This window comes from Burkholderia sp. BCC1644 (assembly GCF_902833225.1).
Lineage (GTDB): Bacteria > Pseudomonadota > Gammaproteobacteria > Burkholderiales > Burkholderiaceae > Burkholderia.
Genome location: NZ_CADFEI010000022.1, coordinates 43594 through 68817, shown reverse-complemented (window position 1 = coordinate 68817; position 25224 = coordinate 43594). Strand labels below are relative to the sequence as shown.

The following is a 25224-nucleotide window of genomic DNA, read 5'->3' as shown; positions in this document are numbered from 1 at the left end:
CCTCCGCTTACTTCATGCAGGCCGACGAACCGATCGTGAACGCCATCGCTTCAGCCGCGCCGGCCGCCGCCGCTTCATCCGGCGGCGCATCGCCCGGCGCCTTTCCCCGCACGTCCGACACGCTCGGGCGCCCGCTGCGCGACCTGCGCCTGTCCGTGATCGACCAGTGCAACTTCCGCTGCGGCTACTGCATGCCGCGCGAAAGTTTCGGTTCCGACTATGCATTCATGCCGTCGTCCGAGCGGCTGTCGTTCGCGCAACTCGAAAAGATCGCACGCGCGTTCACGTCGCTCGGCGTCGAGAAGATCCGCATCACGGGCGGCGAGCCGCTGCTGCGCCGCAACCTCGAGGCGCTGATCGAGCGCCTCTCCGCACTGACGACCGTCGACGGCAAACCCGTCGAAATCGCGCTGACGACCAACGGCTCGCTGCTCGCCGCGAAGGCGCGCTCGCTGCGCGACGCCGGGTTGTCGCGCGTGACCGTGAGCCTCGACGCACTCGACGATGCCGTATTCCGCCGGATGAGCGACACCGACGTGCCCGTGTCGCGCGTGCTCGCCGGCATCGAAGCCGCACACACGGCCGGGCTCGCACCGGTCAAGGTCAACGCGGTGATCGAGCGCGGCGCGAACGACGACCAGATCCTGCCGCTCGTGCGCCACTTCCGGCATACCGGTGTGGCGGTGCGCTTCATCGAATACATGGACGTCGGCGGTGCGAGCTTCTGGTCCGGCGACAAGGTCGTGCCGGCCGCGCGAATGCGCGAACTGATCGACGAACACTATCCGCTCGTGCTCGTCGGCGAACCGGGGCACGACGCGACCGCGATCCGTTGCGCGCACATCGACGGCGCGGGCGAAGTCGGCTTCATCGCGAGCGTGTCGCATCCGTTCTGCGGCACCTGCTCGCGCGCCCGCGTGTCGGCCGACGGGCAGCTCTATACGTGCCTGTTCGCGACCCAAGGCACCGACCTGCGGCCGTGGCTCGACGAAACAGCGTCGACCGACGATCTCGCGGCCGCCGTCCGCGATCGCTGGATACGGCGCGACGACCGCTATTCCGAGCGCCGGGCCGCACGGCCGGCCCGCGCGCCGGGCAAGACCTATCCGACCGTGCGCATGTCGCTCGTCGGCGGCTGACCGGCCGCCGCGCGACACAGGACGCACCGCCTACAGGAGAACGTGTCATGACAACCTTCACCGAATCCCGCGCCGGGCTGCCGGACGATCCGTTGCGTGCCGGCGGTCACCCGCTTCCCGCCGACGCGGCCGACCCGCACACCGAACCGCCGCCCGCGATCGCCGCCGGCTTCGAAGTGCGCGTGCAGTACGCGCCGATCGATGCAGGCGCCGAGCTCGCGCCGATCGTTCGCAATCCGAATGTCGGTGCCGTCGTGAATTTCCTCGGTGTCGTGCGCAAGGAGGGCGACGTCGACGACGTCGTCGCGCTGGAAGTCGAGCACTACCCGACGATGACCGAACAGGCATTGTGGAGCATCGTCGAGGAAGCCAGCGCGCGCTGGCGGCTCGAAGCGGTCAAGATCGTGCACCGCGTCGGCCGCATTCCGCTCGGCCAGGCCGTCGTGCTGGTCGTGGTGGCCGCCGCGCATCGCGCGTCCGCGTTCGATGCATGCGAATTCCTGATGGACTTCCTGAAGACGCACGCGCCGTTCTGGAAGAAGGAAATCCGGCACGACGGCGAATCGGGCTGGGTCGAGGCGAAGACGCACGACGACCAGGCCATGCGGCGCTGGGGCTGACCGCATCCGCTGCGCGCTTTCCGATTCCGCCGACTCCATTCAAGACATCGCCATGAAACTGACGATCAAATACTTCGCGAGCATTCGCGAACAACTCGAACGCGACGAGGAAACCGTCGAGATCGATGCACGCGAACTCACCGTCGATGCGCTGCGCGGCACACTGGCCGCGCGCGACGCGCGCAGCGCGGACGCACTGCGGATGGACCGCCCCGTGCGGGCAGCCGTGAACCTCGAGATGGTGACCGGGGAATTCGTCGTGCGCGAGGATAGCGAGGTCGCGTTTTTTCCACCGGTGACGGGTGGGTGACGCAACGCGCTCGCCACCCGCCCACGAAAGCCGTCGACGATCGGGGGCTGCACCGCTCGGACGAGCCGTCGCACGAATGACGGCGCTCGTTGCGCGGCCGCTGACCGCTCAAAAAAAGCCGGCACAAGGCCGGCTTTGCCATCGAAATTCACAACGCCGCACGTCTGCGTTCACCGCATGCACGCCGCGGCGAGCTTCCCGACCGTGATCACCGCCTGTTCGATCTCCGGCGACCACGGGCTGCTGTAGTTCAGCCGGATGAAATTCCGGTAGTTGTCGGTGATCGAGAACATGTAGCCGGGGCCGATCGTGATGCCCTGTTCCAGCGCGAGCTGGTACAACCGCATCGCATCGACCTGCGCGGGCAACTCGACCCACAGCACGTACCCGCCCGCCGGGCTCGAAATGCGCGTGCCCTCCGGGAAGAACCGCGACACCATCGCCCGCATCAGGTTCGCCTGCTGTGCATACGCCTTGCGCAAGCGCCGCAGGTGATGCTCGTAGCCATCGCGTTCCAGAAACTCCGCGATCGCCAGCTGCGGCAGCGACGGCGTCGCGAGCGTATTCAGAAACTTCAGCTTCTCGACCTGATCGCGATAACGGCCCGGCAGCGCCCAGCCGATCCGGTACGCAGCCGTCAGGCTCTTCGAGAACGACGAGCAATGCAGCACGATCCCGGTCCGGTCGTAGGACTTCAGCGAACTCGGATGCGTATCGCCGAAATACAGTTCGTTGTACACGCCGTTCTCGATCAGCGGCATGCCCGTCTTCGTTGCGAACTCGACCAGCTCGCGCTTGCGCTCGTCGGGCATCTGGAAACCGAGCGGGTTCTGGAAGTTCGGCATCACCATGCACGCGGCGATCGGCTGCGACTTCGCGATCGCGGCCAGCGCCGCGATGTCGATTCCGTATTCCGGATGCGTCGCAACCTCGATCGCCTTCATCCCCATCCGCTCGATCGCGTGCAGCATCGCATAGAACGTCGGCGACTCCACCGCGATCGTGTCGCCCGGCTTCGCAACGGCCTGCAGGCACAGGTTGATCGCCTCCGTCGCGCCGACCGTCACGATGATCTCGTTCGGGTCCACCGACATCCCGTTTTCCAGGTAGCGGCGCGCAATCTGGCGAATCAGGCGCGGATGACCGGGCGGCAAGCCGTCCGTCACGCCCCACAACGACTTGTCGCGGCCGGCTGCGTACGCATAGCGGTTCAGCTTCTCGAACGGAAACAAGCTTGGGTCCGGATACGGCGAGCCGAGCGGCACCGCATCGTCCGTGCCGATCGAGCGCAGCGTCGACAGCACGAGCCGGCTCACGTCGACCGACGACGAGATCGCGATCGGCTTCGACGGCCGCAGCTCGCGCACCGGCGCGTGACCGTCGTCACGCCGCAGGTTCACGAAATAGCCCGACTGCGGCCGGCTTTCGAGCAGCCCGCGGCTTTCCAGCAGCAGGTAGGCATGCAGCACGGTCGTGATGCTGATCCGGTGCTGCTGGCTCGCCTGCCGCACCGAAGGAATCCGGTCGCCGTGCCGGTACACGCCCTGGCGGATCAGGCGCTCGATGTCGTCCGCGAGTTTTTCATAGAGTTTCATCGTGCGTCTCCCGCCGGCATGCGCAGCCGCGCCGCCATGCCGCGTGCGTCCGACACACACGTGTTTCGCCCGCCGGCCGGGCCGTCGTGATTCCTGATCTTTCCCTCCGGTTTTGCCTTTTCCATCGCACTGGCTCTCTCTCTTGAAGATGCGCCGACAGGGTTCCGGTACGACTGGATCTGCGGCACTGTGCACTTGATGATGGAATCTTAAGAGCAGAACAGTTGGCGGCGAGTACACACATCGACCACGCGAACAAGAGTACAGTTCGACGCGAATCGCGCATTGCGGGAGAACTGTACGTCTTATGAAATGGCCGGGCGGCCGGAAACCTGCGCAGCACGGCCGTATCGGCCCGGAAAGCCCGCCGCGCGGGCATTCGTCCGACTGTCTCGATGAGGGTGCAATACTGTGCGACCGCACGGTTTTCATTGCCGGAGTCAGACCCATGCCGCACACGATCGAACCCGCAGCCGGCCTCGGCGGCGCGATCCGCGCCGCCCGACCAGTACAGATGACGAAATGGTGTCAGAACGTAACGACCGACCGCGCATCGCGCGCCTCCGGCAAGGAAAGCGCCCATGACTGATCGCGCCCTCGCCGCGCTGCTCGTCGCGCGACTGACCGGCACGGCCGACCATCCGCGCTTCACCGGCGCGCCGATCGACCTGTCGACGCTCGATGCACATACGCTCGGTACGGTATGGCCGGCGCTGCGTCGCGCCGAGCACGGGATCATGCTGCGCGAGCACGCATACGACGATCCGCGCGCCGAATTCGCGCGCTGGCTGCGCGGGCAGATCGATGCGCTCGGCCTCGTGCCGCTCGTCGATGCCGATGCCGCACTCGAACTGTTCCGCGACATTCCGCCAGGCGGGTGGAAACGCGCGCTGGAAGACCTGCCCTGCCTCGACGCGCCGCCGTCGCCCGCGCTGCAGGCCGAGCTCGCGCGCATCGCGGGCGAGCCGGAAGACGGCGAGATCCGCGCGAAATCCGCCTATGGCGCGTACGCGCTCGACTGGTTCGCCGGCCGCCGCGACTTCTCCGCACGGCGCGATGCGTATGCGCAGGCGCTGGCGGAGTCGCCGTTTCGCGTACGCGAACTCGACGTGCTGCCCGAACTCGGCGCGGCCGCGCTGCTCGCACTGGCCTCGACGAACGACGGCTATTTCGCGCCGAAGCGGCTGTGGCTCGACCTCAACGACCCGGCCGTCACGCTCGCGGCAGACGCCGCCTATGTCGGATTCGCGCGCGACGCGCTGACCGAGGCCGCGCAACAGGTCGCCGCGCTTCACGCCGGCGCCGTGCCGTACGAAGCCGATCGTGCCTTCACGACCGACGACGCGCAGGTCGTCGCGCGCGCCGCGCGCGTGGCCGCCTATCGCGACGAAGCCTGGCTGCGCCCGCTGATCGGGCCGCTGCTGACCGGCGTATGCGTTGCGCCGACAACCGCGAAGACGGCGCCGTCGCAGTCGCTCGCGATCGCACTCGGCCACGCGGTCGAGACGATCCCGACGCCCGAGAGCGTGCGCGCGCTGCGCGACGCGCTGGCCGCGGTGCGTCACGCCGGTGTGCAGAAAAAGCTCGCGCGCAACCTGAAGCCGGCCGAGCGCGCACTCGGCGAGCGGCCGCACACCGCACTGCGCATGACGCTCGACGCGAAACCGGACAAGAAGCAGCTCGCGATGCTCGCCACGTGCATGGAAGCCGGCTTCTGGCAGCCGATGTCGCTCGGTCATGCCGAATGGCGCGAGCGGCTCGTCGATGCGCCGGCCGGCGCCGCGTTCTCCGCGCGGATGATCTGGCAAGCGCGCGGCCGTGATGGATCGACACAATCGTTCATCCCCGACATCGCGAAAGGCAAGATCGTGCTGCGCGACGCGACCGGGCGCGCATGCGACCTTGCCGACGACTGCGAGATCCGGCTCTGGCATCCGCTGCTGGCCGACGCGGACGAGCGGCTCGCGTGGCAGCGCGCGATCGTCGGCCGCACGCTCCGGCAACCCGTCAGGCAGGCGTTCCGCGAGTACTACATGCCGGCCGACGGCGACGCGTCGGCCAGCGAATCCGCGATGTTCGAAGGTCACGTGCTGTCGAGCCGGCCGCTGCTCGGCGTCGCGCGCCGCGAAGGCTGGTCGATCCGCGCGTACGACGACGGGCTCGCCCGCGAATTCGGCGACGTACGCGCAACCTTCCTCGTCGATGCGCGGCTCTTTCCCGGTACGGAGGGCCACGGCACATCGCGCCGGCTGCACTTCGAACGCCGGCACGACCGGCGCTGGGTGCCGCTGCCGATCGGCAAGATCGACGCTGTCGTGTTCTCCGAAGTGGCGCGCGCGGTCGACCTGCTCGTCAGCGTGGCCGCGTTCGCGCTCGACGACGACGCGACACGCGCGGCGACCGCTTCGCTTGCAACGGACCCGGCCCGCCTTCGCGACCTCGAATCCGAACGCTGTCAGCGCCTGAACCGGTTGTCAGATCTGCCGCTCGGCGTGATGGCGCGGCATCGCAAGCACGTGCTGTCGCTCGTGTTCGCCGAACCGGTTGCGCAAGGGAAGATCACGATCGACGAACGCCACGTGCGCGTCGGCGCGTGGTCGGTGCATTGCGCGACCGGCCGCGTGACGCGCGACGGCGAGCCTGTCGATGCCACGATCGAGCCGCCGCCGTCGCCGCTGCGCGCGGTGCCGTGGCTGCCCTACGACGAAGCGCTGCTGCAGCGGATCGTCGACGTCGTCGCGGATCTGCTCGACTAGCGCGTGTTCACGCTGATATCGGGCTGGCGAACATGCCTTTCGGCGCGTCCCCCAAGGGGCCTTCCTGCGGGGCGCGTGCAAGGAGCAAGGCACGCCGTTCGCGCCGTGCCAGACAAGCGACGCAAGGCGCCGCGATGTGGGCGGAAACGCGCGTTCCCCGGTGTGGAAAAATTCATTCGTGGGGCCGGCCCGTTATGAGCGTGAACAGGCCCTAGCCGCCGTCAGATCGAGCCGAACAGCGCGCGCGGCCGGTCCTTCAGCGTGCCGGACAGGATCCGCAGCCCGTTGACGAGCTCGTCGCGCGTGGCCGGGCACGCGAGATTGATGCGCACGCCGTGCTCGATTTCCGCGCGATCGACCGCGAACGTCGACGACGGCATCACGATCACGCCGCGCGCCTTCGCGTTCGCGGCGAAATCGTCGGCGCGCCATGGCGGCGGCAGCCGCAGCCACACGAACATGCACGCCGGGTCCGACTTCAGTTGCCCGGCCGGCAGCAGCTCCCGCGCGAGATCGACGCGTGCGCGGATCTCCGCGAGTTGCGCGGCCATGATCCGCTCGGCGGTGCCGTCCTCGATCCATACCGTCGCGATCAGCATCGACGTCGGCGCAGGCATCCATGCGGTCGTGCGCACGGCTTCCGCGCACAGTGCGACGCTGTCGCGCGGGCAGCTCAGGTAGCCGAGGCGCAGCCCCGGCGCGAGGATCTTGGACGTCGCGCCGATATGGAACGTCAACTCGGGACACAGCCCCGCGATCGCCGGCAGCCGGTCGCGCACGAGCGGCCCGTATACGTCGTCCTCGATGATCGTCACGTGATGGCGGCGGGCGATGTCGACGAGCGCCATCCGGCGCGCGAGGCTCATCGTCGTCACGGTCGGGTTCTGCAGGTTCGGCACGACGAAGATCGCCTTGACCGGCATGCGCTGGCAGATCCGTTCGATCTCGTCGGGCAGCAGGCCGTCGTCGTCGGCCGGCGCGCTGACGATCTCGAACTGGAATACCGGCGCGAGCGCCTTGAGGCCGTAGTACGTGAGGCGATCGGCGACGATCACGCCGTCGGTGCCGATCAGGCTGTTCAGCACCGCATACAGCCCGTGCTGCGCGCCGCTCGTGACGACCACCTGGTCGCGCGACGGCGTGAAGCCCGGCGCGGCGAGCCACTGCGCACCGGCCGCGCGCGCCCAGTCGGGGCCTTGCGGCGGCTGGTATTCCTGCAACGCGGCGAAACGCGGATCGTTCGGCAGCGTGCCGAACGTCTGCGCGAGGCTCGCGAGAAATTCGCCGGTGGCTGGCCGGTTGACGGTCAGGTCGATCACGCCGTTGCCGGCCGCGAGCGACGCGCGGGCCGGCTCGATGCTCGGCATCGCCCCGCCGGTCACGAGCGAGCCGCGCCGCTTGCTGCCGATCACGAGACCGCGCAGCTGCAGTTCCTTGTACGCACGCGACACGGTCGACACGTTGATGCCGAGCTCGGTCGCGAGCTGGCGCTGCGGCGGCAGGCGGCTGCCCGGCGGATACGTGCCGTTGCGGATTTCCTCCTCGATCGAGCTCGATACCTCGACATAAGTCGGCCGCTTCGCCTGCGCCGGCAGGCTGCTGTCGCGCTCGCCTGAAAGTTTGTCTGATGCCATTTGTCGCCTGTGACCACACAAAAAGCGTTTGTCTGCCGTTTTGACCTGCCCAGCGATTGTATATGACATCCCCGCCCCGTCAAACGCTTGCGGAAAAGTCTGTTGAATCAATGGATTGAAATCGGGTAAACACTAGCGCCACACAATCGCTTTTTGATTGCACACAAAAAATTACTGTGTGATTCTTAATCGCAACTTTGTGTGAATCGTGTGGACCGGAGGGGAAGCGTCATGGCGAATGTCGCCATCGTGGGTGCAGGCTTCATCGGGCTCGGCGCGGCGGCATGGCTGCAGCGCGACGGGCATCGCGTGACGCTGTTCGATCCGGCCGGCGTCGGCGAAGGCGCGTCGTTCGGCAATGCCGCGACGTTCGCGCCGTACGGCTGCGTGCCGGTAAACGGTCCGTCCGTGTTCCGCAACATGCCGCACTTCCTGTTCTCCGCCGACAGCCCGCTGCGCATCCGCTGGCCCTACCTGCTGCATGGCGCGCCGTGGCTCGCGCGGTTCCTGCTCGCATCGACGCCCGCGCGCCACGCACGCAGCGCGAGCGCGCTGGCCGCGCTGCTGTCGCGCGCCGACGACGGCTATGCGCCGCTGCTCGCTTCGCCGCGGCTCGCGGCGTTCGTGCGGCCGCGCGAATGCCTGTACCTGTACGCGCGGCAGGCGTCGTTCGATGCCGCACAGCCGTCGCTCGCGCTGCGGCGCCGGCTCGGCGTGCCGTTCGAGACGCTCGACGCGAGCGCGATCCGCGCGCTCGAACCCGCGCTCGCGCCGATCTTCACGCGCGGCGTGCTGTTCGTCGGCAGCTGGCATTTTTCCGATCCGCACGGCTTTCTCGGCGAACTGTTCGCGCAACTCGCCGGCGGCGGCGCGACGCTCGAACGCGTGCGCGTCGAGCGGATCGCGCCCGCCGGCGGCAGCGTGAACGTGCAGGCGGGCGGCACGATGCGCGCGTTCGATCACGTCGTCATCGCCGCGGGCGCCCGCTCGCGCGACTTCGCGGCCGCGTGCGGCGACGCGGTGCCGCTCGATACCGAGCGCGGCTATCACGTGCAGTTCGGCACGCACGAGCAGATCGTCACGCGGCCGGTCGGCTGGGCCGAACGCGGCTTCTACATGACGCCGCTCGACGAAGGGCTGCGCGCGGCCGGCACCGTCGAACTCGGCGGCTTCGACGCGCCGATGAACCCGTCGCTCGTCGCGCTGCTCACGCGTTCCGCACGCGAAGCCGTGCCGTCGCTCGGCACGCCGACGCGCAGCTGGCTCGGCTTCCGGCCGACGCTGCCCGACGGCGTGCCTGTCATCGGCCTCGCGCGTGGCAGCGCACGCGTGATCCATGCATTCGGTCATCAGCATCTCGGCGTGACGCTCGCCGGCATCACCGGGCAGATCGTCGCCGACCTCGTCGCCCAGCGCGCGCCGCCGCTGGACCTCACGCCATACCGGGCCGCGCGATTCTGACGCGCGCCGCGACTTCCACCAACGCAAGGAGAAGCATCATGAATCGTCGTCACTGGCTGGTATGGCTGGCCGTCTGCTCGATCGGCACGGTCGCGGGATCCGCGCAGGCGGCCGACCCGGAAACCGTCAAGATCGGCTTCGCCGGCCCGCTGACGGGACCGGTCGCACGCGTCGGCAAGGATCTGCAATACGGTGCGCAGCTCGCGCTCGACGAGGAGAACGCGAAGCATCCGACCATCGGCGGCAAGCCGGTGCGCTTCGTGCTCGACGTGCAGGACGACCAGGCCGATCCGCGCATCGCGATCCAGGTCGCGCAGAAGCTCGTCGACGACGGTGTGGTCGGCGTGATCGGCCACTACAACTCGGGCTGCAGCATTCCCGCGTCGGCCGTCTACAAGCAGGCGAACGTCGCGATGATCACGCCCGGCTCGACCAATCCGCAACTGACGATGCAGGGCTTCAAGAACGTGTTCCGCACGATGGGGCACGACGGTGTCGGCGGCGTGGTGGCCGGCCGCTTCGCGGTCGAGCAGTTGAAGGCGAAGCGGATCGGCATCATCGACGATCGCACCGCGTTCGGCCAGGGCCTCGCCGACGCGTTCGAGAAAGGCGTGAAGGACGCGCACGGCAGCATCGTCGGCCGCGAATACACGAACGACAAGGCCGTCGATTTCCGCGGCATCCTGACGACGATGAAGAGCAACAACGTCGACCTGCTGTTCTTCGGCGGGCTCGACGAACAGGGTGCGATGCTCGTCAAGCAGATGCGCTCGCTCGGCATCCGGGCCCAGTTGTTCGGCGCCGGCGCACTGAAAAGCAACGCATTCCTGAAGATCGCCGGCAACGCGGGCGAAGGCACGCAGGATCTCGAGCCCGGCCCCGCGCTCGACAAGCTGCCGTCCGCCGTCGCGTTCGCGCAGCGCTACAAGGCGCGCTTCAACCAGGACGTCGAGCTGTATGCGCCGTTCGCGTACGACGCGGCGCTCGCGATGATCGCGGCGGTCCGCAAGGCCGATTCGCCCGATCGCGCCAAGATCGTCGCGAGCCTGCCCGGCGTGTCGGTGACCGGCGTGACCGGCAAGATCTCGTTCGACGAGCGCGGCGACCTGATCAAGCCGCCGTACACGCTGTTCCGTGTCGAACAGGGGCAATGGCACAGCATCCGCACGGTCGGCGGCGCGTCGAACTGACGCCGGGCGGCGCGGCGGCGGATCGCACCGCCTACCGCGCCGCCTGCTGCCGCTGCACCTCCTGCGCTTTCATCTGCAGATACGCGCTCCGCTCGACTTCGTGCAGTTGCTGCGGATACTGCTCGGTTGCATCGAACCAGCGCGCGAGACGCTGGTCGAGCGGCTTGTCGAGCGTCGCGAGATACGTGTCGATCGCGAGGTAGTAACGCATCGTGTTGCGCTCCAGCAGCCCGCGCACGCCGCCGATGTACTGCGGCTGCGCGGCCGATGCGCCGACGTTCGTGAACCCGACCTTGTCGCTGCCGACCGTCGCGAGGTAGGTCTTCATCGCCATCCGGCCGACCGTGCCGAAACCATACGAATACGTGAGGTGCAGGAACGTGCGCGACGCGCCGACCGGCACGGCCTCCAGCGCGATCCGGTAATCCTTCGTGCCCATCGGGCCGCTGTCGGCGGTCAGGTCGACCTGGAAGTAGTCGGGCGTCGCGGCCGCCACGCGATAGCGGAACTGCACGCGATAGGTATCCGACAGCTTCTGCTGGATCTTGCGGCCGAGGTTCACGTCGAGCACCGGGCCGTTGCTGTCGCTCGACGCATGACAGTATTTCGTGTTCAGGTGCAGGATCAGCACCGCGCACCAGTTCGCCGGGCCCTGCGCGGGATCGTTGAGCTGGCCGTTCACGGCCGCGAACGGATGGTCGACCACGGCGTAGATGTCGCCCTTCAGCGACGATGACGCCTCCGCCGATTCAAGGACCAGCGGCCGGTGAAACGCGTTGTCCTTCAGTTGCGCGCCGAGGCCGTGAAAACGATCGAGCAGCGCGGCCGCGCCGTTCGTGCCATCGGCGCCGAACGACAGCACGCTCCAGCCGACACATACGGCCGCAACGAGCGCGTGCCAGACGCGGCGGGCACGCCGCGTGCCGCACGGATGTCCGGATGTCTCCATTCTTGTACTCCCTGCCGCGCGATGGTCGCGCGCATGTGTCACAGAATACGCCGGCATGTCGCGCTACCGCTATCGGCTCCGCTTCACCGGCATCGGCAACTGCGCGGCGGTGATCCGGATCAGCGCGGACAGCCATTCGCGGTCATCCCAGCGATCGCCGGCGATGACGAGGTGCGGTTTCGCCGTCGGATACGGCGGGCCTTCCTCGCAGGCGCCGAGATACGCGCGTCCTTCCGGTGTCGGCTTCACGAACAGCCGGTCGTCGCAGACGAGCGCGACCATCTTGCCGTCGCAATAGATGCCGTATTCTCCGAACATCTTGCGGGCCGATACCGTGCCGGCCGCCGCGATCTGTTCGACGATGAAACCGACCGTGCTCTGGCTCGATGCCATTCACTGCTCCTTGCAAAGAATTTATGACCGTCGCGTGCACCGACCGTTCCGCTCCATCGGCAGATACGCTGCAGCGCATCATCCTTTCGTCGACGCGAAGCCTATTCCAGCACAGGCGGGCCTCCCCGGCCAACAATCTCCTGACACACCTGACAGTTACGTCACGGCAAGATGAATCGTCCAATAGCGCTTCACAAAAATCCGGCTTCGATCGTGCGTCGGGCGCGACGCACGGACCGCCTGGCCCGACAATGGTGTGCCGCGAAGCATCACGACGAGGATTTCGATGAGCGAACCCGCCCACTTCCCTTCATGGCTCAGGCAAGCCTACGAACGATGCAGGCATCTCGTCCCCGGCGCGATGCTGAGCGAGACGATTCCGATCGATGACGCTGCATTGCGTGTCACGGCCGAGGACGTCATCGCACCCGACGACGTTCCGTCCGTTGCGCTTGCCGCCTGCGACGGCTACGCGTTGCGTGCAGCAGATACGGCAACGGCCTCCCGCGCCGAACCCGTCGAGCTCGATTGCGAACTCGGGCTGGCCCCGCTGGCGTCGCGCACGGCCAGCCCGGCCGCCCGTGCGCTCGCCCCACGTCGAGCGGCCAGCATTCCGGCCTACGTCGCCATGCCGGATCACGCCGACACGGTTGCGCCGAAGACGGAGCATCGATGGATCGACGCAAACGCGGGCGCACGCCTGCGGTTCCATGCGCCGCTGGCGGCCGGACAGCACGTGATCGCCGTCGGCAGCGAATTCCGGAAAGGACAGGTGCTGCTCGCGAAAGGGATGCGGATCACGCCCGCCCGGCAGGCGGTGCTGATCGCGGCGGGCGTGCGCGACATTGCCGTCACGAAGCGGCCGCGTATCGGCGTCGTGATCGCCGGCTACGACAGCGTGCCGCCGGGCCACGCGCGCGAGCCCTGGCAGCGATTCGACTCGATCGGGCCGTATCTGCGCGCGGTGCTGCGGCAATGGGGTTACGAGGTGCCGGCCGTCGAGACGCTGCCGTTGCCCTCGTCGATTCCGTGGTCGTCCGAGGCGGAACGCAACGAACGGGAATTCAAGCAACGGCTGGGCGCGCTTTCCGGCCGCTACGACCTGATTGTCGGTGCCGGGTTGCCGGCGGGCGCACCGTTCGAGATTCGCGGCCTGAATGCACAGACGATGTACTCGAACAGTCGCGAGACGATCCGGATCCAGCAGACACCCGGCGAACGGTTCAATGCCGGACGGAGCGACGACCGTTCGCCGCCGACGAAGTGGACCGTGCAATCCACCAGGCCGGACGGCTCCGTCTGCCGAACGGAAGCGTTCGTCAGTTACGACCAGGCCGTGCTGGTCAATCTGCCGGGCCATACGAGCGGCGTCGCCGCGCTGATGCACACGATCGTCCCGCGCGTGCTCGATCTGCTGGAACATGTAGCGGCGCCGGGACCCTGCTGGGCAACCGCGCTGACCGCGCACGACATCGCACCCGATGCCGAACTCAACGGAATGCGATGGGGCAACCTGTCCGCAACCGAACGCGGCGAAGCGCGAGTCCGCCTGCTGCCGTTCCAGGGTGACGGGCCGATTCGCGGTATTGCCGAGGCCGATGGTCTCGTCGCGATCCCGGCGGGCGTCGATGTGCTGCCGGCCGGGACGCCCGTGCTGTTTCTGCGGCTGGATGGCACGGGCACGCGCGCATCGCCCACCGGCGTGACGCCGGACGAAACCGCGAAGGTTGCGGCGCAACCGCTGCAGGCCGCCCCCTCTCCCGATGCACCGGTTGCCCGCACCGCGACGCCGGATGTTCGCGACGCGTGGAAACGCATCGGACACGCGATCGCGGCCCATCCCGCCAGCTTGCCGGGCGGCCTGAACGGGCCGGCCGACGAGCATGCGCTTGCCGAACTGCATGTCGCACTGGGTTCGACGCTGCCCGATGACGTGATCGACAGCCTCCGGCTGCACGACGGGCAAGCCGATCCGGACGCCGTCTTCACCGAAAGCGACGCATTGCTCAGCGCGCAGGAGATCGTCGCGCAATGGTCGATCTGGCAGAAACTCGTATCCGGCGGCGACTTCGACGGCATGACGTCGGAACCCGATGCCGGCATCCGTGACGACTGGTACAACCTCAAGTGGATTCCGTTCACGCACGACGGCAGCGGCAATCATCTCTGCATCGACCTCGATCCCGCGGAAGGCGGCGTGATCGGCCAGGTGATCCGCGTGTGGCATGACGACGAGCTGCGCGAGCGCGTCGCATCGAGTTATGCGGAGTGGCTCGCACGCGTGGCGGCGGAACGCGACAGCCCGGCCGCCGCTTGACCGGCTCGGGCAAACGAGCGGAAGCGCCGACGCGGCATCCGCTTACTTGTCGGCCGCGAACGCACTCGACATCTGCCGCGCGCGCTTCACATCGTCGCCGTGCAGATAAATCGACGTCGTCGAGATCGACGCATGCCGCAGGTTGTCGCGCACCGTCGTCAGCTCCGCGCCGCGCGCAAGCGCGTGCGTCGCATGCGTGTGCCGCATCCAGTGCGGGCTCGCCTGGCGCAGCTTCTGCGCGAGCGCCGGGTTATCGGCCTCGACGGCCTCGGCCGTCTGCGCAAAGAAGCGCTGCATCACCTTCCACAACCGCACGCTCGTGATCGCGGCCGCCTCGTCTTCCGCCAGGCTCGCGATCAGCGGCGTATCGGGCCGCCAGCGCACCGGCGTAACCGGTAGCCTACGCGCGACCAGATAACGGTCGAGCGCCGTGCGCGCGAGCGGCGGCAGCGCGACGCGTGCAGCCTTGCTGCCCTTGCCGATCACTTTCAGCCACGCGTCGCCGTGCGCGTCCGTCTCGATGCCGCCGAGCGTCGCGCCGACCAGCTCGCTCGCGCGCAGCCCGGTCGCATAGCCGAAATCGAGAATGAAGCGCAGCCGTTGTGCGGCAGCCAGCGTCCAGCCCGACTGCGGCGCGCCGTCAGCCGCGCGCTTGCGGAACTCGAGCCCGTCGGCGATCGTGCGGACCAGCAGCCACTCGCCTTCGGTGAACGCATGCGAGGTATCGAGTGCGTTCGCGCCGCGCGTATCGCGCACCTTCACGCCCGCGAACGGATTCGCGAGCAGGTAGCGCTGCTCGATCAGCCAGCGGAACAGCGCGCCGAGCACCGACAGCGTGTACGCCGCCGAGCGCGCGGACAGCGCGCCCGAGAACGGCCGCCAGTCGGGCGCGCCGCGCGGCCGCACGGGCCCGACCCAGCGCTCGTGCGGCGTCGGGCGCCGGATGAACGCGCGATAAGCGACCGCATCCTCGGTCGTCAGCGACGACAGCGCGCGGCCGCGCTCGACGATCGCCCACAGGATCAAGCGCTCGGCCTCCTTGCGATATGCGCGCCGCGTCGCGGCCGATTCGTGCAGCGACAGCCATGCGTGCACGGCCGCGTAGTCGTTGTCCGCGTCGAGCGTGCTGGTCGCGCGCGGCGCGCGGAACGTGCCGGCCGAGCCGTCGACCTCGTGCGGCAGCTTCAGCTGTTCCCACGGCACGATGCTGCCGCGCGGCGTCGCGGCGATCAGCGCGCGCGCCCGTTCGGTCAGGTCCGGATGCGCGGCGAAGAACGCCTCGATGCGCCGTGCGCTGGCCACACCGAGGCCCGCGATCGCACTCCACCACTGGCGCCGGCGCGGAATCCGCACCGTCAGGTCGGCCAGCGTCGCGATGCCATGCGCACGCAGCGCGACGACCGCGCGCGCAGGCAGCCACAGACCGACGTCGTCGCTGATCTGCGGGAATGGCGCACGCGCATGACGCAGCAGGCCGATCGCTTCGGTCGCCGCTTTCGCCTCCCGCACACGCTCACCGTCGGGATGACCGAGCCGCTCCGCGAGATCGGGCCGACCGGCCTGCCGCGCGACGCGCACGAGGCGACGGCGAATCGCGCCGATCACACCGCGCGCCGATCGCCCCTCGCCCAGGCGATCGGGCAGGTAGCGCTCGACGGCCTGACGCACGGTCATGCCCGCATACCACGCGCGCAGCGCGGCCAGTTCGTCGGCGTCGGGAAAGCCTGCGGGCGCAGGCGCGGAATCGGGGGATGGCGGTGAAATGAGGCGCGGTTTCATGGGCGCCAGTTTGACAGAAGCGCGTGCGGCCGGATACGCCGCATGCGACTTCCCGAACGAGATGGGGCACTTGCACGATCTCGGGCTTTGCCGGCATCGCGCAAGCGCATCGATCGAAACCCTTCAGCCCGTGACAGGCGTGCGCCGCACTTCCGACAGATAGATGAGGATCAGCGACACCCACACGATCCCGTACAGGAACATGAAGCAGGTCGTGCGCACGCGCAGAAGGTCGAGCAGCACACCGAACAAGATCGGCAGCAGGAAGCCGCCGAGCCCGCCCGCGAGCCCGACGATGCCCGTCACGACACCCATGTTGTCCGCGAAGTCGTCCGCAACGTACTTGAAGGTCGACGCCATCCCGAGCGCGAACACTGCACCGAGCACGAACGTCAGCGCGACGAAGCCGGCCACCGGCATCGACACGTTCAGCGTCGCGGTGCCGTCGATCGTGTGGATCACGAAGTCGGTCGCCGGATACGACAGCAGGAACAGCGCGATCCACGCGACCCACAGCCCCCACCACGTGACTGCGTGCGCGCCGAAGCGGTCGGACAGCGCACCGCCCAGCGCGCGCAGCACGGAGCCCGGCAACGAGAAGCCGGCCGCGAACGCGGACGCCATCACCAGCGACATCCCGTATTCGCTCTTCAGGTACTGCGGAATCCACAGCGACAGCGCGGTGAAGCCGCCGAACGTGATCGAGTAGTACTGGCAGAGCCGCCATACGCGCGGGTCGCGCAGCACCTTGAACGCATCGAGCATCGATCCGCCGCGCTTGCCCGCGCCCGGATCCGGCGCCGACGCGAACCAGAAGATCAGCGCCGTGACGAGCAGCGCAACCGCATAAATGCGCGGTACGACGCGCCAACCGTACGCGTCGAGCAACAGCGGCGTGACGAACAGGTTGACGGCCGCGCCGACCGTGCCCGCGCCGAACACGCCCATCGCGAGCCCCCGCCGCTGCGGCGGGAAAAAGCGCGCGACATACGGCGTGCCGACCGCGAACGAAGCGCCGACGCAGCCGAGGAACAGCCCGATCAACAGGAACTGCCACAGCTGCGTCGCGTAGCTGACGATATAGACGGGCACCGCGCACACCACGAGCAGCACCGTCATCACGATGCGCCCGCCGAAGCGGTCGGTCCACGTGCCGAGCGGCAGGCGCATCAGCGCACCGGTCAGCACCGGCGTCGACGTGAGCAACCCGAACTCCGTGCTGTTCAGCCCGAGATCGGTGCGCAACTGCACGCCGAGCACGCCGAACATCATCCACACGACGAAACACACCATGAACGCGAGCGTGCTCGCGGCCAGCACCGACCATGCACGCAGCGGAATCGCCGGCAAGCCACCGGCCGGCACCACGTTACCTTGTTGTTGAGTTGCCATACGCCAAACCTCGTTTCATTGGACCAGCGGCCCGTTCGCGCCGTCGAACGCGACGCCTTCGACGCGCGCGCCGCCTGCGAGAATCGCCACGTACTGCCGTATCGCCCGCTCCCGCACCCGTTCCGACAGGTACGCGGCGATCTGCGCGGCGGCTTCGTCGAACGGCACCGCATCGCCCGGCACGCGGCGCTCGATGCGCACGATGTGGAAGCCGAAGCGCGTATTGACGAGTTTCGGCAGCACGCCGAGCCCGTCGGTGTCGAACAGCGCGGCCTCGAACTCCGGCACCGTGTCGCCGCGCAGCAGTTGCCCGAGGCTGCCGCCGACTTCCGCCGACGGGCAGTTCGACGAAGCGCGCGCGACTGCTTCGAACGTATCGGGCGAGGCCACCACATCGGCGAGCGCGGCTTCCGCGCGCTGCCGCAGCGGCGCGAGCGGCACGCGGTCCGTCATCGCGAACAGCACGTGGCTCGCATAGACGATGTCGTTGCGGCGAAAGCGTGCCGGGTGCTGCGTGTAATAGCGTTCGCAGTCCGCGCGACCGGGTTCGGGCAGGTGCGTGAGCTCGCGTTCGAGCAACGCATCAACGGCCGCGTCGTCGAGCGGCGCACCTTCGTCGAGCAGCGCGAGCGATACCGCACGCTGCCTCAGCAGCTCGCGCACCGCCAGCGCGCGCCGTGCCGCGTCGAGCGGATCGGGCGCATCGCCGTGATGCGCGGCCTCGGCTGCAATCGCAGCGTCGTCGATCGCGACGCCGTTGATGCGCAATGCGACCGGCGCATCGGAGAGAACGTCGTTCATGCGGCCTCCTCAGCGCTTGCGCACGAGCTGGTACGGGCGGATCAGGTATGCGACCGACGCGATCCCGCTCCAGATGTGCACCATCCGCGTGAACGGCGACACGAGGAAGATCGTGAAGCCGAGCACGATGTGCAGCCGGTACGTCAGCGGCACGCCGACGAGCAGGCTCGCGATATCCGGCCGGAACGTGACGACGCCCTTCACGTAATCGGTCAGCTGTTCGAACATCACGCCGTCCATATGGCGCGTCGACAACACGACGGTGCCGAGCCCGAGCGCGAGCTGCGCCCACAGCATCAGCACGATCAGGATGTCCGACTTGCGGCTGTTGCGGCGGATGCGCGGATCGCCGAGGCGACGCCAGATCAGGATCGTGAGCCCGATGATCGCCGCGACGCCGGCCGCGCCGCCTGCCACCATCGCGACGAGCTGGTGCCCGGACGCGGACAGGAACGGCGACACGAGCCAGTGCGGCGCGAGAAAGCCGCCGAAGTGGCCGAGCACGACGACCAGCACGCCCCAGTGGAACAGGTTGCTGCCGAGCCGCAGCATGCCGTGGCGCAACAACTGTGACGAATCGCTTTTCCACGTGTACTGCTCGCGGTCGAAGCGGATCAGACTGCCCACCAGCAGCACGGCGAGGCAGATGTACGGGTAGATCCCGAACAGGAACTGATGCAAGTAAGCGTTCATGTCTTTTCCCAGTTGGACCCGCGCTTACGCACCGCGGGCCGGCCGCTTGTCGTGGAATCGCACCGTCTGCTCCGCCGGCGTCGCCGCGCCGACGAAGCGCACGGCCTCGTCCGCATACGACGCGTCGAGCGCACGGTAGTCGTCGGCGCTCGGCCGCTCGGCGGCCACGTCGTCGTCGGCCGCATCCGGCGGGTCGGCCAGCGCGAGGCCGGCCATCGGCAACAGCGCGCCGACGACGAAGCTGTAGTGGCTGCCGCGCTGCGCGAGCTGCCCGGCCAGCGCGCGCAGGATCTCGCCGGTTTCGGCGAGCAGCTTGCGCGCATCGGGCGCCGGCAGACGCGACAGGTATTCGAGGAACACGGGTAGGTAGTCAGGCAGTTCGCCCCGGTTCAGGAACAGGCCGTGCCGCTCGTACATCTGCAGCAGGTCGACCATCGCCTGCCCGCGGTCGCGCGATTCGCCGTGCACGTGCTCGAACAGGTACAGCGACGTCGCGCGGCCACGGTCGAACAGCCCCACGTAGTTCTCCTGCAGCGTCAGCAGGTCGCGCTCGCGCCCATACGCAAAGAACCGGTCGAGGCCGGCGCGCACCGGTTTCGGCATGCGCGTGCGGTCGCGCAGGTGCGCCTCGATCGAGTCGAGCGCGTCGACGAGCGCTTCGTCGGGATAGTCGAGCAGCGCCGCGAGCGCCGCGTAGGTCGGATCGGGTGCGGTGTTCGTCATCGGGAAGCCTCGTGGATCGGAATCGTCTTGCTGCCCTTCTTCGGGCTGAACAGGCTCGCTTCGGAACGGCCGTCCGAGCAGCCGTTGCCGAACGAGAAGCCGCACGACGCGCGCAGGTCGTACGCGTTCTCCGCATACTCGCGGTGCGTGGTCGGGATCACGAAACGATCCTCGTAGTTCGCGATCGCGAGATAGCGGTACATCTCCTCGACCTGCGCGAGCGACAGACCGACCTGGTCGAGCACGCCGCGCGCATCGATGCCGTCCACGTGGCGCGCACGCATGAATGCGCGCATCGCGAGCAGCCGTTCGAGCGCAAGCTTCACGGGCGCCTCGTCGCCCGCCGTCAGCAGGTTCGCGAGGTAGCGCAGCGGAATGCGCAGCGATTCGACGTCCGGCAGGTAGCCGTTCATCCCGAGCGCGCCGCTGTTCGCGGCCGAGTTGATCGGTGAAAGCGGCGGCACATACCACACCATCGGCAGCGTCCGGTACTCGGGATGCAGCGGGAACGCGATCTTCCAGTCGATCGCCATCTTGTAGGTCGGCGAACGCCGTGCGGCGTCGATCCACGCGGCCGGCACGCCGTCGCGCTCGGCCTGCGCAATCACCGCCGGATCGTCCGGATCGAGGAACAGCGACAGCTGCGCTTCGTACAGGTCCTTCTCGTTCTCCGCGCTGGCCGCCTCGCTGATCCGGTCGGCGTCGTACAGCAGCACGCCGAGATAGCGGATGCGGCCCACGCAGGTCTCCGAGCACACGGTCGGTTGGCCGGCCTCGATGCGCGGATAGCAGAAGATGCACTTCTCGGCCTTGCCGCTCTGCCAGTTGTAGTAGATCTTCTTGTACGGGCAGCCCGACACGCACATGCGCCAGCCGCGGCACTTGTCCTGGTCGATCAGCACGATGCCGTCTTCCTCGCGCTTGTAGATCGAGCCGGAGGGGCACGACGCGACGCACGCCGGGTTCAGGCAGTGCTCGCACAGGCGCGGCAGGTACATCATGAAGGTGTTCTCGAACTGCCCGTAGATGTCCTTCTGCACCGCTTCGAAGTTGTAGTCCTTCGCGCGCTTCTCGAACTCGCCGCCGAGGATCTCTTCCCAGTTCGGCCCCCACTCGATCTTCTCGAGCCGCTGGCCGCTGATCACCGAGCGCGGTCGCGCAACCGGCATCGCGCGTGTATTGCCGGCTTCCTGCAGGTGCGCGTAGTCGAACGTGAACGGCTCGTAGTAATCGTCGATCTCGGGCAGGTGCGGGTTCGCGAAGATCTGCGCGAGCAGGCGCCACTTGCTGCCGAGACGCGGCTCGATCTTGCCGTCCGTGCGCCGCTGCCAACCGCCGCGCCAGCGATCCTGGTTCTCCCAGTCCTTCGGATAACCGATGCCCGGTTTCGTCTCGACGTTGTTGAACCACGCGTATTCCATTCCCTCGCGGCTCGTCCACACGTTCTTGCAGGTCACCGAGCAGGTATGGCACCCGATGCACTTGTCGAGGTTCAGCACCATTGCGATCTGTGCGCGTACCTTCATGACGTTTCTCCCGCGCGAACATGTTGAGTGGCGGCTGCGGTCTCTTCGCCGTCGAGCCAGTCGATCTTGTTCATCCTGCGCACGATCAGGAACTCGTCGCGATTCGAGCCGACCGTGCCGTAGTAGTTGAAGCCGTACGCGAGCTGCGCGTAGCCGCCGATCATGTGGGTCGGCTTCAGCGCGATACGCGTGACCGAGTTGTGGATGCCGCCGCGCGTGCCGGTGATCTCGGAGCCCGGCGTGTTCACGATCTTCTCCTGCGCGTGATACATCATCACCATCCCGGACGGGATGCGCTGGCTGACGACGGCCCGCGCGCACAATGCGCCGTTCGAGTTGTAGCACTCGATCCAGTCGTTATCGACTGCGCCGATCGCCTTCGCGTCGTCCTCCGACATCCACACGATCGGGCCGCCGCGCGACAGCGTCAGCATCAGCAGGTTGTCCGTGTACGTGCTGTGGATCCCCCACTTCTGGTGCGGCGTCAGGAAGTTCAGCACGCGCTCGGGGTTTCCGTTCGAGCGCGTGCCGAGCATGTGCGCATAGCTGCCCGTATCGACCGGCGGCTTGTATGCACACAGCGATTCGCCGAACGCGCGCATCCATGCGTGATCCTGGTACAGCTGCTGGCGGCCGGTCATCGTGCGCCACGGCACCAGTTCGTGCACGTTCACGTAGCCGGCGTTGTACGACACGTGCTCGGATTCGATCCCGCTCCAAGTCGGCGACGAGATGATCTTGCGCGGCTGCGCCTGGATGTCGCGGAAGCGGATCTTCTCGTCGGCGCGCGCGGCAGCGAGGTGCGTGTGGTCGATGCCCGTGATGCCGGACAACGCGCGCCACGCCTTCACCGCCACTTCGCCGTTGGTCTCGGGCGCGAGCGCGAGGATCACCTCGGCCGCGTCGAGCGCCGTGTCGATGCGCGGGCGCCCCTGCGCGGCGCCGTCGGCGACCTTGTAGTTCAGCTCGCCGAGCAGCTTCACTTCGTCCTTCGTGTCCCAGCCAATGCCCTTGCCGCCGTTGCCGAGCTTGTCCATCAGCGGCCCGAGCGACGTGAAGCGCGCATAGGTATTCGGATAGTCGCGCTCGACGACGGTCACGGTCGGCATCGTGCGGCCCGGCACCGGCTCGCATTCGCCGCGCTTCCAGTCCTGCACGTCGAACGGCTGTGCGAGTTCGCCCGGCGTATCGTGCGCGATCGGCGCGAGCACGACGTCGCGCTCGACGCCGAGATGCCCGTCGCACAGCTCGGAGAAGCGCTTCGCGATCCCCTTGAAGATCTCCCAGTCGCTTCTCGATTCCCACGCGGGGTCGACCGCTGCCGACAGCGGATGGATGAACGGGTGCATGTCGGACGTGTTCATGTCGTCCTTCTCGTACCACGTCGCGGTCGGCAGCACGACGTCCGAGTACATGCAGGTCGTCGACATCCGGAAATCGAGCGTCACGAGCAGGTCGAGCTTGCCGCGCGGTGCTTTGTCGTGCCAGGTCACTTCCTCGGGACGCGGACCGCCGGTCGCAGCGAGATCCTCGCCCTGCACGCCGTTGGTCGTACCGAGCAGGTGCTTCAGGAAATATTCGTGTCCCTTGCCCGACGAACCGAGCAGGTTCGAGCGCCACACGAACAGGTTGCGCGGGAAGTTGCCGGGCGCGTCGGGATCCTCGCTCGCCATCTTCAGCGTGCCGGCCTTCAGTTGCTGCGCGATGTCGGCGCCAGCGTGCGCGGGATCGGCCAGCGCCGCGCCGACCTTCAACGGATTCGCCGACAGCTGCGGTGCGGACGGCAGCCAGCCCATCCGTTCCGCGCGCACGTTGTAGTCGATCGGCGCGCCATGGAACTTCGACTTGTCCGCGAGCGGCGACAGCAGCGTGGCCGGATCCATCGGGTCGTAGCGCCACTGGTCGGTGTGTGCGTAGAAGAACGACGTCGAATTCATCTGGCGCGGCGGGCGGCTCCAGTCGAGTGCGCCCGACAATACCGTCCAGCCCGTCTGCGGCCGCAGCTTCTCCTGGCCCACGTAGTGCGACCAGCCGCCGCCCGGCTTGCCGACGCAGCCGCACATGATCAGCATGTTCATGATCGCGCGGTACGACATGTCCATGTGGAACCAGTGGTTGATCCCCGCGCCAATGATCACCATCGACTTGCCCTGCGTCTTGTGCGCGTTCTCCGCGAACTGCCGCGCGACCGAGATCACGTCCGCGCGCTTCACGCCGGTGATCGCCTCCTGCCACGCGGGCGTGTACGGCAGGTCGTCGTCGTAGCTCATCGCCACGTCGCGGCCGCCGAGGCCCTGGTCGAGCCCGTAGTTCGCGACGAACAGGTCATAGACGGTCGCGACCAGCATGTCGCCGTTGCGCGTCGCGATGCGCCGCACGCCGATCCGGCGCGACAGCTCGGACGCGTGGCGCGTCGAGTTGAAGTGCGCGTGCGGCTGGTTGCCGAAGTACGGAAACAGCACGTCGACCACGTCGTCGTGCTGCGTCGTGCACGACAGCCGCGGCGACAGCGCCGCCCCCTTCGACGTCTCGCCGCGCAGGTTCCACTTGCCCTTGTCCGCGTCGTTCTGCTGCCCCCAGCGGAAACCGACCGACCCGACCGGCACGACGAACTCGCCGTTCGTGTCGTCGATCATCACGGTCTTCCAGTCCGGGTGCGCGGCTTCGTCGAGTGCATCGTCGAAATCGGACGCGCGCACGAGGCGCTCGGGCACGTAGCCGTCGCCGTGCGGCACGAGGCGCACGAGGCACGGCATGTCGGTGTAGCGCTTGCAGTAGTCGGCGAAGTAGTCGCTCTTCCCCGCCACATGAAATTCCTTGAGGATCACGTGCCCCATCGCGAGCGCGAGCGCCGCGTCGGTGCCCTGCTTCGGGTGCAGCCACAGGTCGCCGAACTTCGCGCCTTCCGAATAATCGGGGAACACCGACACGACCTTGGTGCCGCGATAGCGTGCCTCGACGAGGAAGTGCGCGTCCGGCGTGCGCGTCTGCGGGACATTGGAGCCCCACATCATGATGAAGGTCGAGTTGTACCAGTCGGCCGATTCCGGCACGTCGGTCTGCTCGCCCCAGGTCTGCGGCGACGCGGGCGGCAGGTCGCAATACCAGTCGTAGAAGCTCAGGCACACGCCGCCGATCAGTGACAGGTAGCGCGAACCTGCCGCGTACGACACCATCGACATCGCCGGAATCGGCGAGAAGCCGACCACGCGATCGGGGCCGTGCCGCTCGACCGTGTGCACGTTGGCTGCCGCGACGATCTCGTTGACCTCGTCCCAGCTTGCGCGCACGAAGCCGCCGAGCCCGCGCCGGCTCTGGTACGAACGGCGCGCTTCATCGTCGTCGACGATCGAGCGCCACGCTTCGACGGGGCCGAGCGTACGACGGCGCTCGCGCCACAGCTTCACGAGCGCGCTGCGCACGAGCGGATGCTTGAGGCGGTTCGCGCTGTACAGGTACCACGAGTAGGACGCGCCGCGCGAGCAGCCGCGCGGCTCGTGGTTCGGCATGTCGGGGCGCGTGCGCGGATAGTCGGTCTGCTGGGTTTCCCAGGTGACGATCCCGCCTTTCACATAGACCTTCCACGAACACGAACCCGTGCAGTTCACGCCATGCGTCGAGCGGACGATCTTGTCGTGCTGCCAGCGCATCCGGTAACCGTCTTCCCATTTCCGATCTTCGTCGGTGACGGCGCCGTGTCCGTCGGAGAAGCGTGGCCTCGTGGTGGAGAAATAACGCAATCTGTCCAGGAAATGGCTCATGGGGATCTCGTTTTTCCGGTCTTTTGGCAGACCCTGATTATTTAAGGAGGTGAAATAGCGGATGTAAAGGTCGATCGGACTGCGATCGTTTCGCCCTTTTCACCGTGATCGAATCCATTGTCGGGCCGATCGACATATCATGACTTGATATAAATCACGGAATCGTTCACCCACACGCAACAGCG

General features: G+C 67.7%; 19 protein-coding genes. 8 read left to right on the top strand and 11 right to left on the bottom strand.

From position 1 onward, the window contains the following. Positions 1 to 14: 14 nt before the first annotated feature. The 3 genes from moaA to moaD are packed head-to-tail and all read left to right on the top strand — an operon-like array spanning position 15 to position 2069. The gene (moaA, locus tag HWX87_RS32330) at positions 15 to 1139 is read left to right on the top strand and encodes a GTP 3',8-cyclase MoaA (RefSeq protein ID WP_176051010.1); all 1125 of its coding nucleotides are present in this window, start codon (positions 15 to 17) and stop codon (positions 1137 to 1139) included. Between the two features lie 47 nt (positions 1140 to 1186). Next, a complete protein-coding gene (locus HWX87_RS32325) occupies positions 1187 to 1759 on the top strand; it encodes a molybdenum cofactor biosynthesis protein MoaE (RefSeq protein WP_176051009.1) in 573 nt (190 codons plus the stop codon). Between the two features lie 52 nt (positions 1760 to 1811). Then, positions 1812 to 2069 (top strand): molybdopterin converting factor subunit 1, encoded by a 258-nt coding sequence (gene moaD / locus HWX87_RS32320; RefSeq protein WP_176051008.1) that lies wholly within the window; start codon positions 1812 to 1814, stop codon positions 2067 to 2069. A gap of 170 nt (positions 2070 to 2239) precedes the next feature. On the opposite strand, the gene HWX87_RS32315 is transcribed toward moaD, so the two are convergent. After that, entirely contained in the window at positions 2240 to 3664 is a 1425-nt protein-coding gene (locus HWX87_RS32315; protein ID WP_176051007.1) for a PLP-dependent aminotransferase family protein, read from the bottom strand. 448 nt (positions 3665 to 4112) lie between these two features. On the opposite strand from HWX87_RS32315, the gene HWX87_RS32310 reads away from it, so the two are divergent. Together HWX87_RS32310 and HWX87_RS32305 are read left to right on the top strand one after the other, a co-directional pair. Beyond that, positions 4113 to 4253: a hypothetical protein gene (locus tag HWX87_RS32310; RefSeq protein WP_176051006.1), complete on the top strand. Its 141-nt coding sequence runs from the start codon at positions 4113 to 4115 to the stop codon at positions 4251 to 4253. Next, the gene (locus tag HWX87_RS32305) at positions 4246 to 6420 is read left to right on the top strand and encodes a DUF4132 domain-containing protein (protein WP_176051005.1); all 2175 of its coding nucleotides are present in this window, start codon (positions 4246 to 4248) and stop codon (positions 6418 to 6420) included. The genes HWX87_RS32310 and HWX87_RS32305 overlap by 8 nt, the downstream gene beginning before the upstream one ends. A gap of 221 nt (positions 6421 to 6641) precedes the next feature. Here HWX87_RS32305 and HWX87_RS32300 read toward each other — a convergent pair whose 3' ends face one another. Then, positions 6642 to 8054, bottom strand: coding sequence for a PLP-dependent aminotransferase family protein (locus HWX87_RS32300; protein WP_176051004.1), 1413 nt, complete (start codon positions 8052 to 8054; stop codon positions 6642 to 6644). A gap of 231 nt (positions 8055 to 8285) precedes the next feature. On the opposite strand from HWX87_RS32300, the gene HWX87_RS32295 reads away from it, so the two are divergent. Both HWX87_RS32295 and HWX87_RS32290 read left to right on the top strand, forming a co-directional pair. Beyond that, positions 8286 to 9515 carry an FAD-dependent oxidoreductase gene (locus tag HWX87_RS32295; RefSeq protein WP_176051003.1) on the top strand — a complete coding sequence of 410 codons (1230 nt, stop codon included), beginning with the start codon at positions 8286 to 8288 and terminating at the stop codon, positions 9513 to 9515. Between the two features lie 38 nt (positions 9516 to 9553). Continuing rightward, on the top strand, positions 9554 to 10705 hold the full coding sequence (locus tag HWX87_RS32290; RefSeq protein WP_176051002.1) for a branched-chain amino acid ABC transporter substrate-binding protein: 1152 nt from the start codon (positions 9554 to 9556) through the stop codon (positions 10703 to 10705). 31 nt (positions 10706 to 10736) lie between these two features. Here HWX87_RS32290 and HWX87_RS32285 read toward each other — a convergent pair whose 3' ends face one another. Both HWX87_RS32285 and HWX87_RS32280 read right to left on the bottom strand, forming a co-directional pair. Further along, positions 10737 to 11654, bottom strand: a complete 918-nt coding sequence (locus HWX87_RS32285; RefSeq protein ID WP_176051001.1) for a hypothetical protein — start codon at positions 11652 to 11654, stop codon at positions 10737 to 10739. Between the two features lie 69 nt (positions 11655 to 11723). Next, positions 11724 to 12047: a TfoX/Sxy family protein gene (locus tag HWX87_RS32280; protein WP_176051000.1), complete on the bottom strand. Its 324-nt coding sequence runs from the start codon at positions 12045 to 12047 to the stop codon at positions 11724 to 11726. 286 nt (positions 12048 to 12333) lie between these two features. On the opposite strand from HWX87_RS32280, the gene HWX87_RS32275 reads away from it, so the two are divergent. Further along, the gene (locus HWX87_RS32275) at positions 12334 to 14364 is read left to right on the top strand and encodes an SMI1/KNR4 family protein (protein WP_176050999.1); all 2031 of its coding nucleotides are present in this window, start codon (positions 12334 to 12336) and stop codon (positions 14362 to 14364) included. Between the two features lie 42 nt (positions 14365 to 14406). Here the strand turns inward: HWX87_RS32275 and HWX87_RS32270 are convergent, their stop codons facing one another. The 7 genes from HWX87_RS32270 to HWX87_RS32240 all read right to left on the bottom strand — a co-directional run bounded on the left by HWX87_RS32270 (position 14407) and on the right by HWX87_RS32240 (position 25039). Next, a complete protein-coding gene (locus HWX87_RS32270) occupies positions 14407 to 16143 on the bottom strand; it encodes a site-specific integrase (RefSeq protein WP_176050998.1) in 1737 nt (578 codons plus the stop codon). Between the two features lie 123 nt (positions 16144 to 16266). Beyond that, positions 16267 to 17535 carry a nitrate/nitrite transporter gene (locus HWX87_RS32265; protein WP_176050997.1) on the bottom strand — a complete coding sequence of 423 codons (1269 nt, stop codon included), beginning with the start codon at positions 17533 to 17535 and terminating at the stop codon, positions 16267 to 16269. A 15-nt stretch (positions 17536 to 17550) separates the two neighbouring features. Beyond that, a complete protein-coding gene (locus tag HWX87_RS32260; protein WP_176050996.1) occupies positions 17551 to 18336 on the bottom strand; it encodes a peptidylprolyl isomerase in 786 nt (261 codons plus the stop codon). A gap of 9 nt (positions 18337 to 18345) precedes the next feature. Further along, positions 18346 to 19029 (bottom strand): respiratory nitrate reductase subunit gamma, encoded by a 684-nt coding sequence (gene narI, locus HWX87_RS32255; RefSeq protein WP_176050995.1) that lies wholly within the window; start codon positions 19027 to 19029, stop codon positions 18346 to 18348. Between the two features lie 24 nt (positions 19030 to 19053). Next, complete coding sequence (narJ, locus tag HWX87_RS32250; protein ID WP_176050994.1) at positions 19054 to 19752, bottom strand: nitrate reductase molybdenum cofactor assembly chaperone; 699 nt, start codon at positions 19750 to 19752, stop codon at positions 19054 to 19056. Further along, positions 19749 to 21278 carry a nitrate reductase subunit beta gene (gene narH / locus HWX87_RS32245; RefSeq protein WP_119338701.1) on the bottom strand — a complete coding sequence of 510 codons (1530 nt, stop codon included), beginning with the start codon at positions 21276 to 21278 and terminating at the stop codon, positions 19749 to 19751. The genes narJ and narH overlap by 4 nt, the downstream gene beginning before the upstream one ends. Continuing rightward, positions 21275 to 25039 carry a nitrate reductase subunit alpha gene (locus HWX87_RS32240; protein WP_176050993.1) on the bottom strand — a complete coding sequence of 1255 codons (3765 nt, stop codon included), beginning with the start codon at positions 25037 to 25039 and terminating at the stop codon, positions 21275 to 21277. The genes narH and HWX87_RS32240 overlap by 4 nt, the downstream gene beginning before the upstream one ends. Positions 25040 to 25224: the final 185 nt, after the last annotated feature.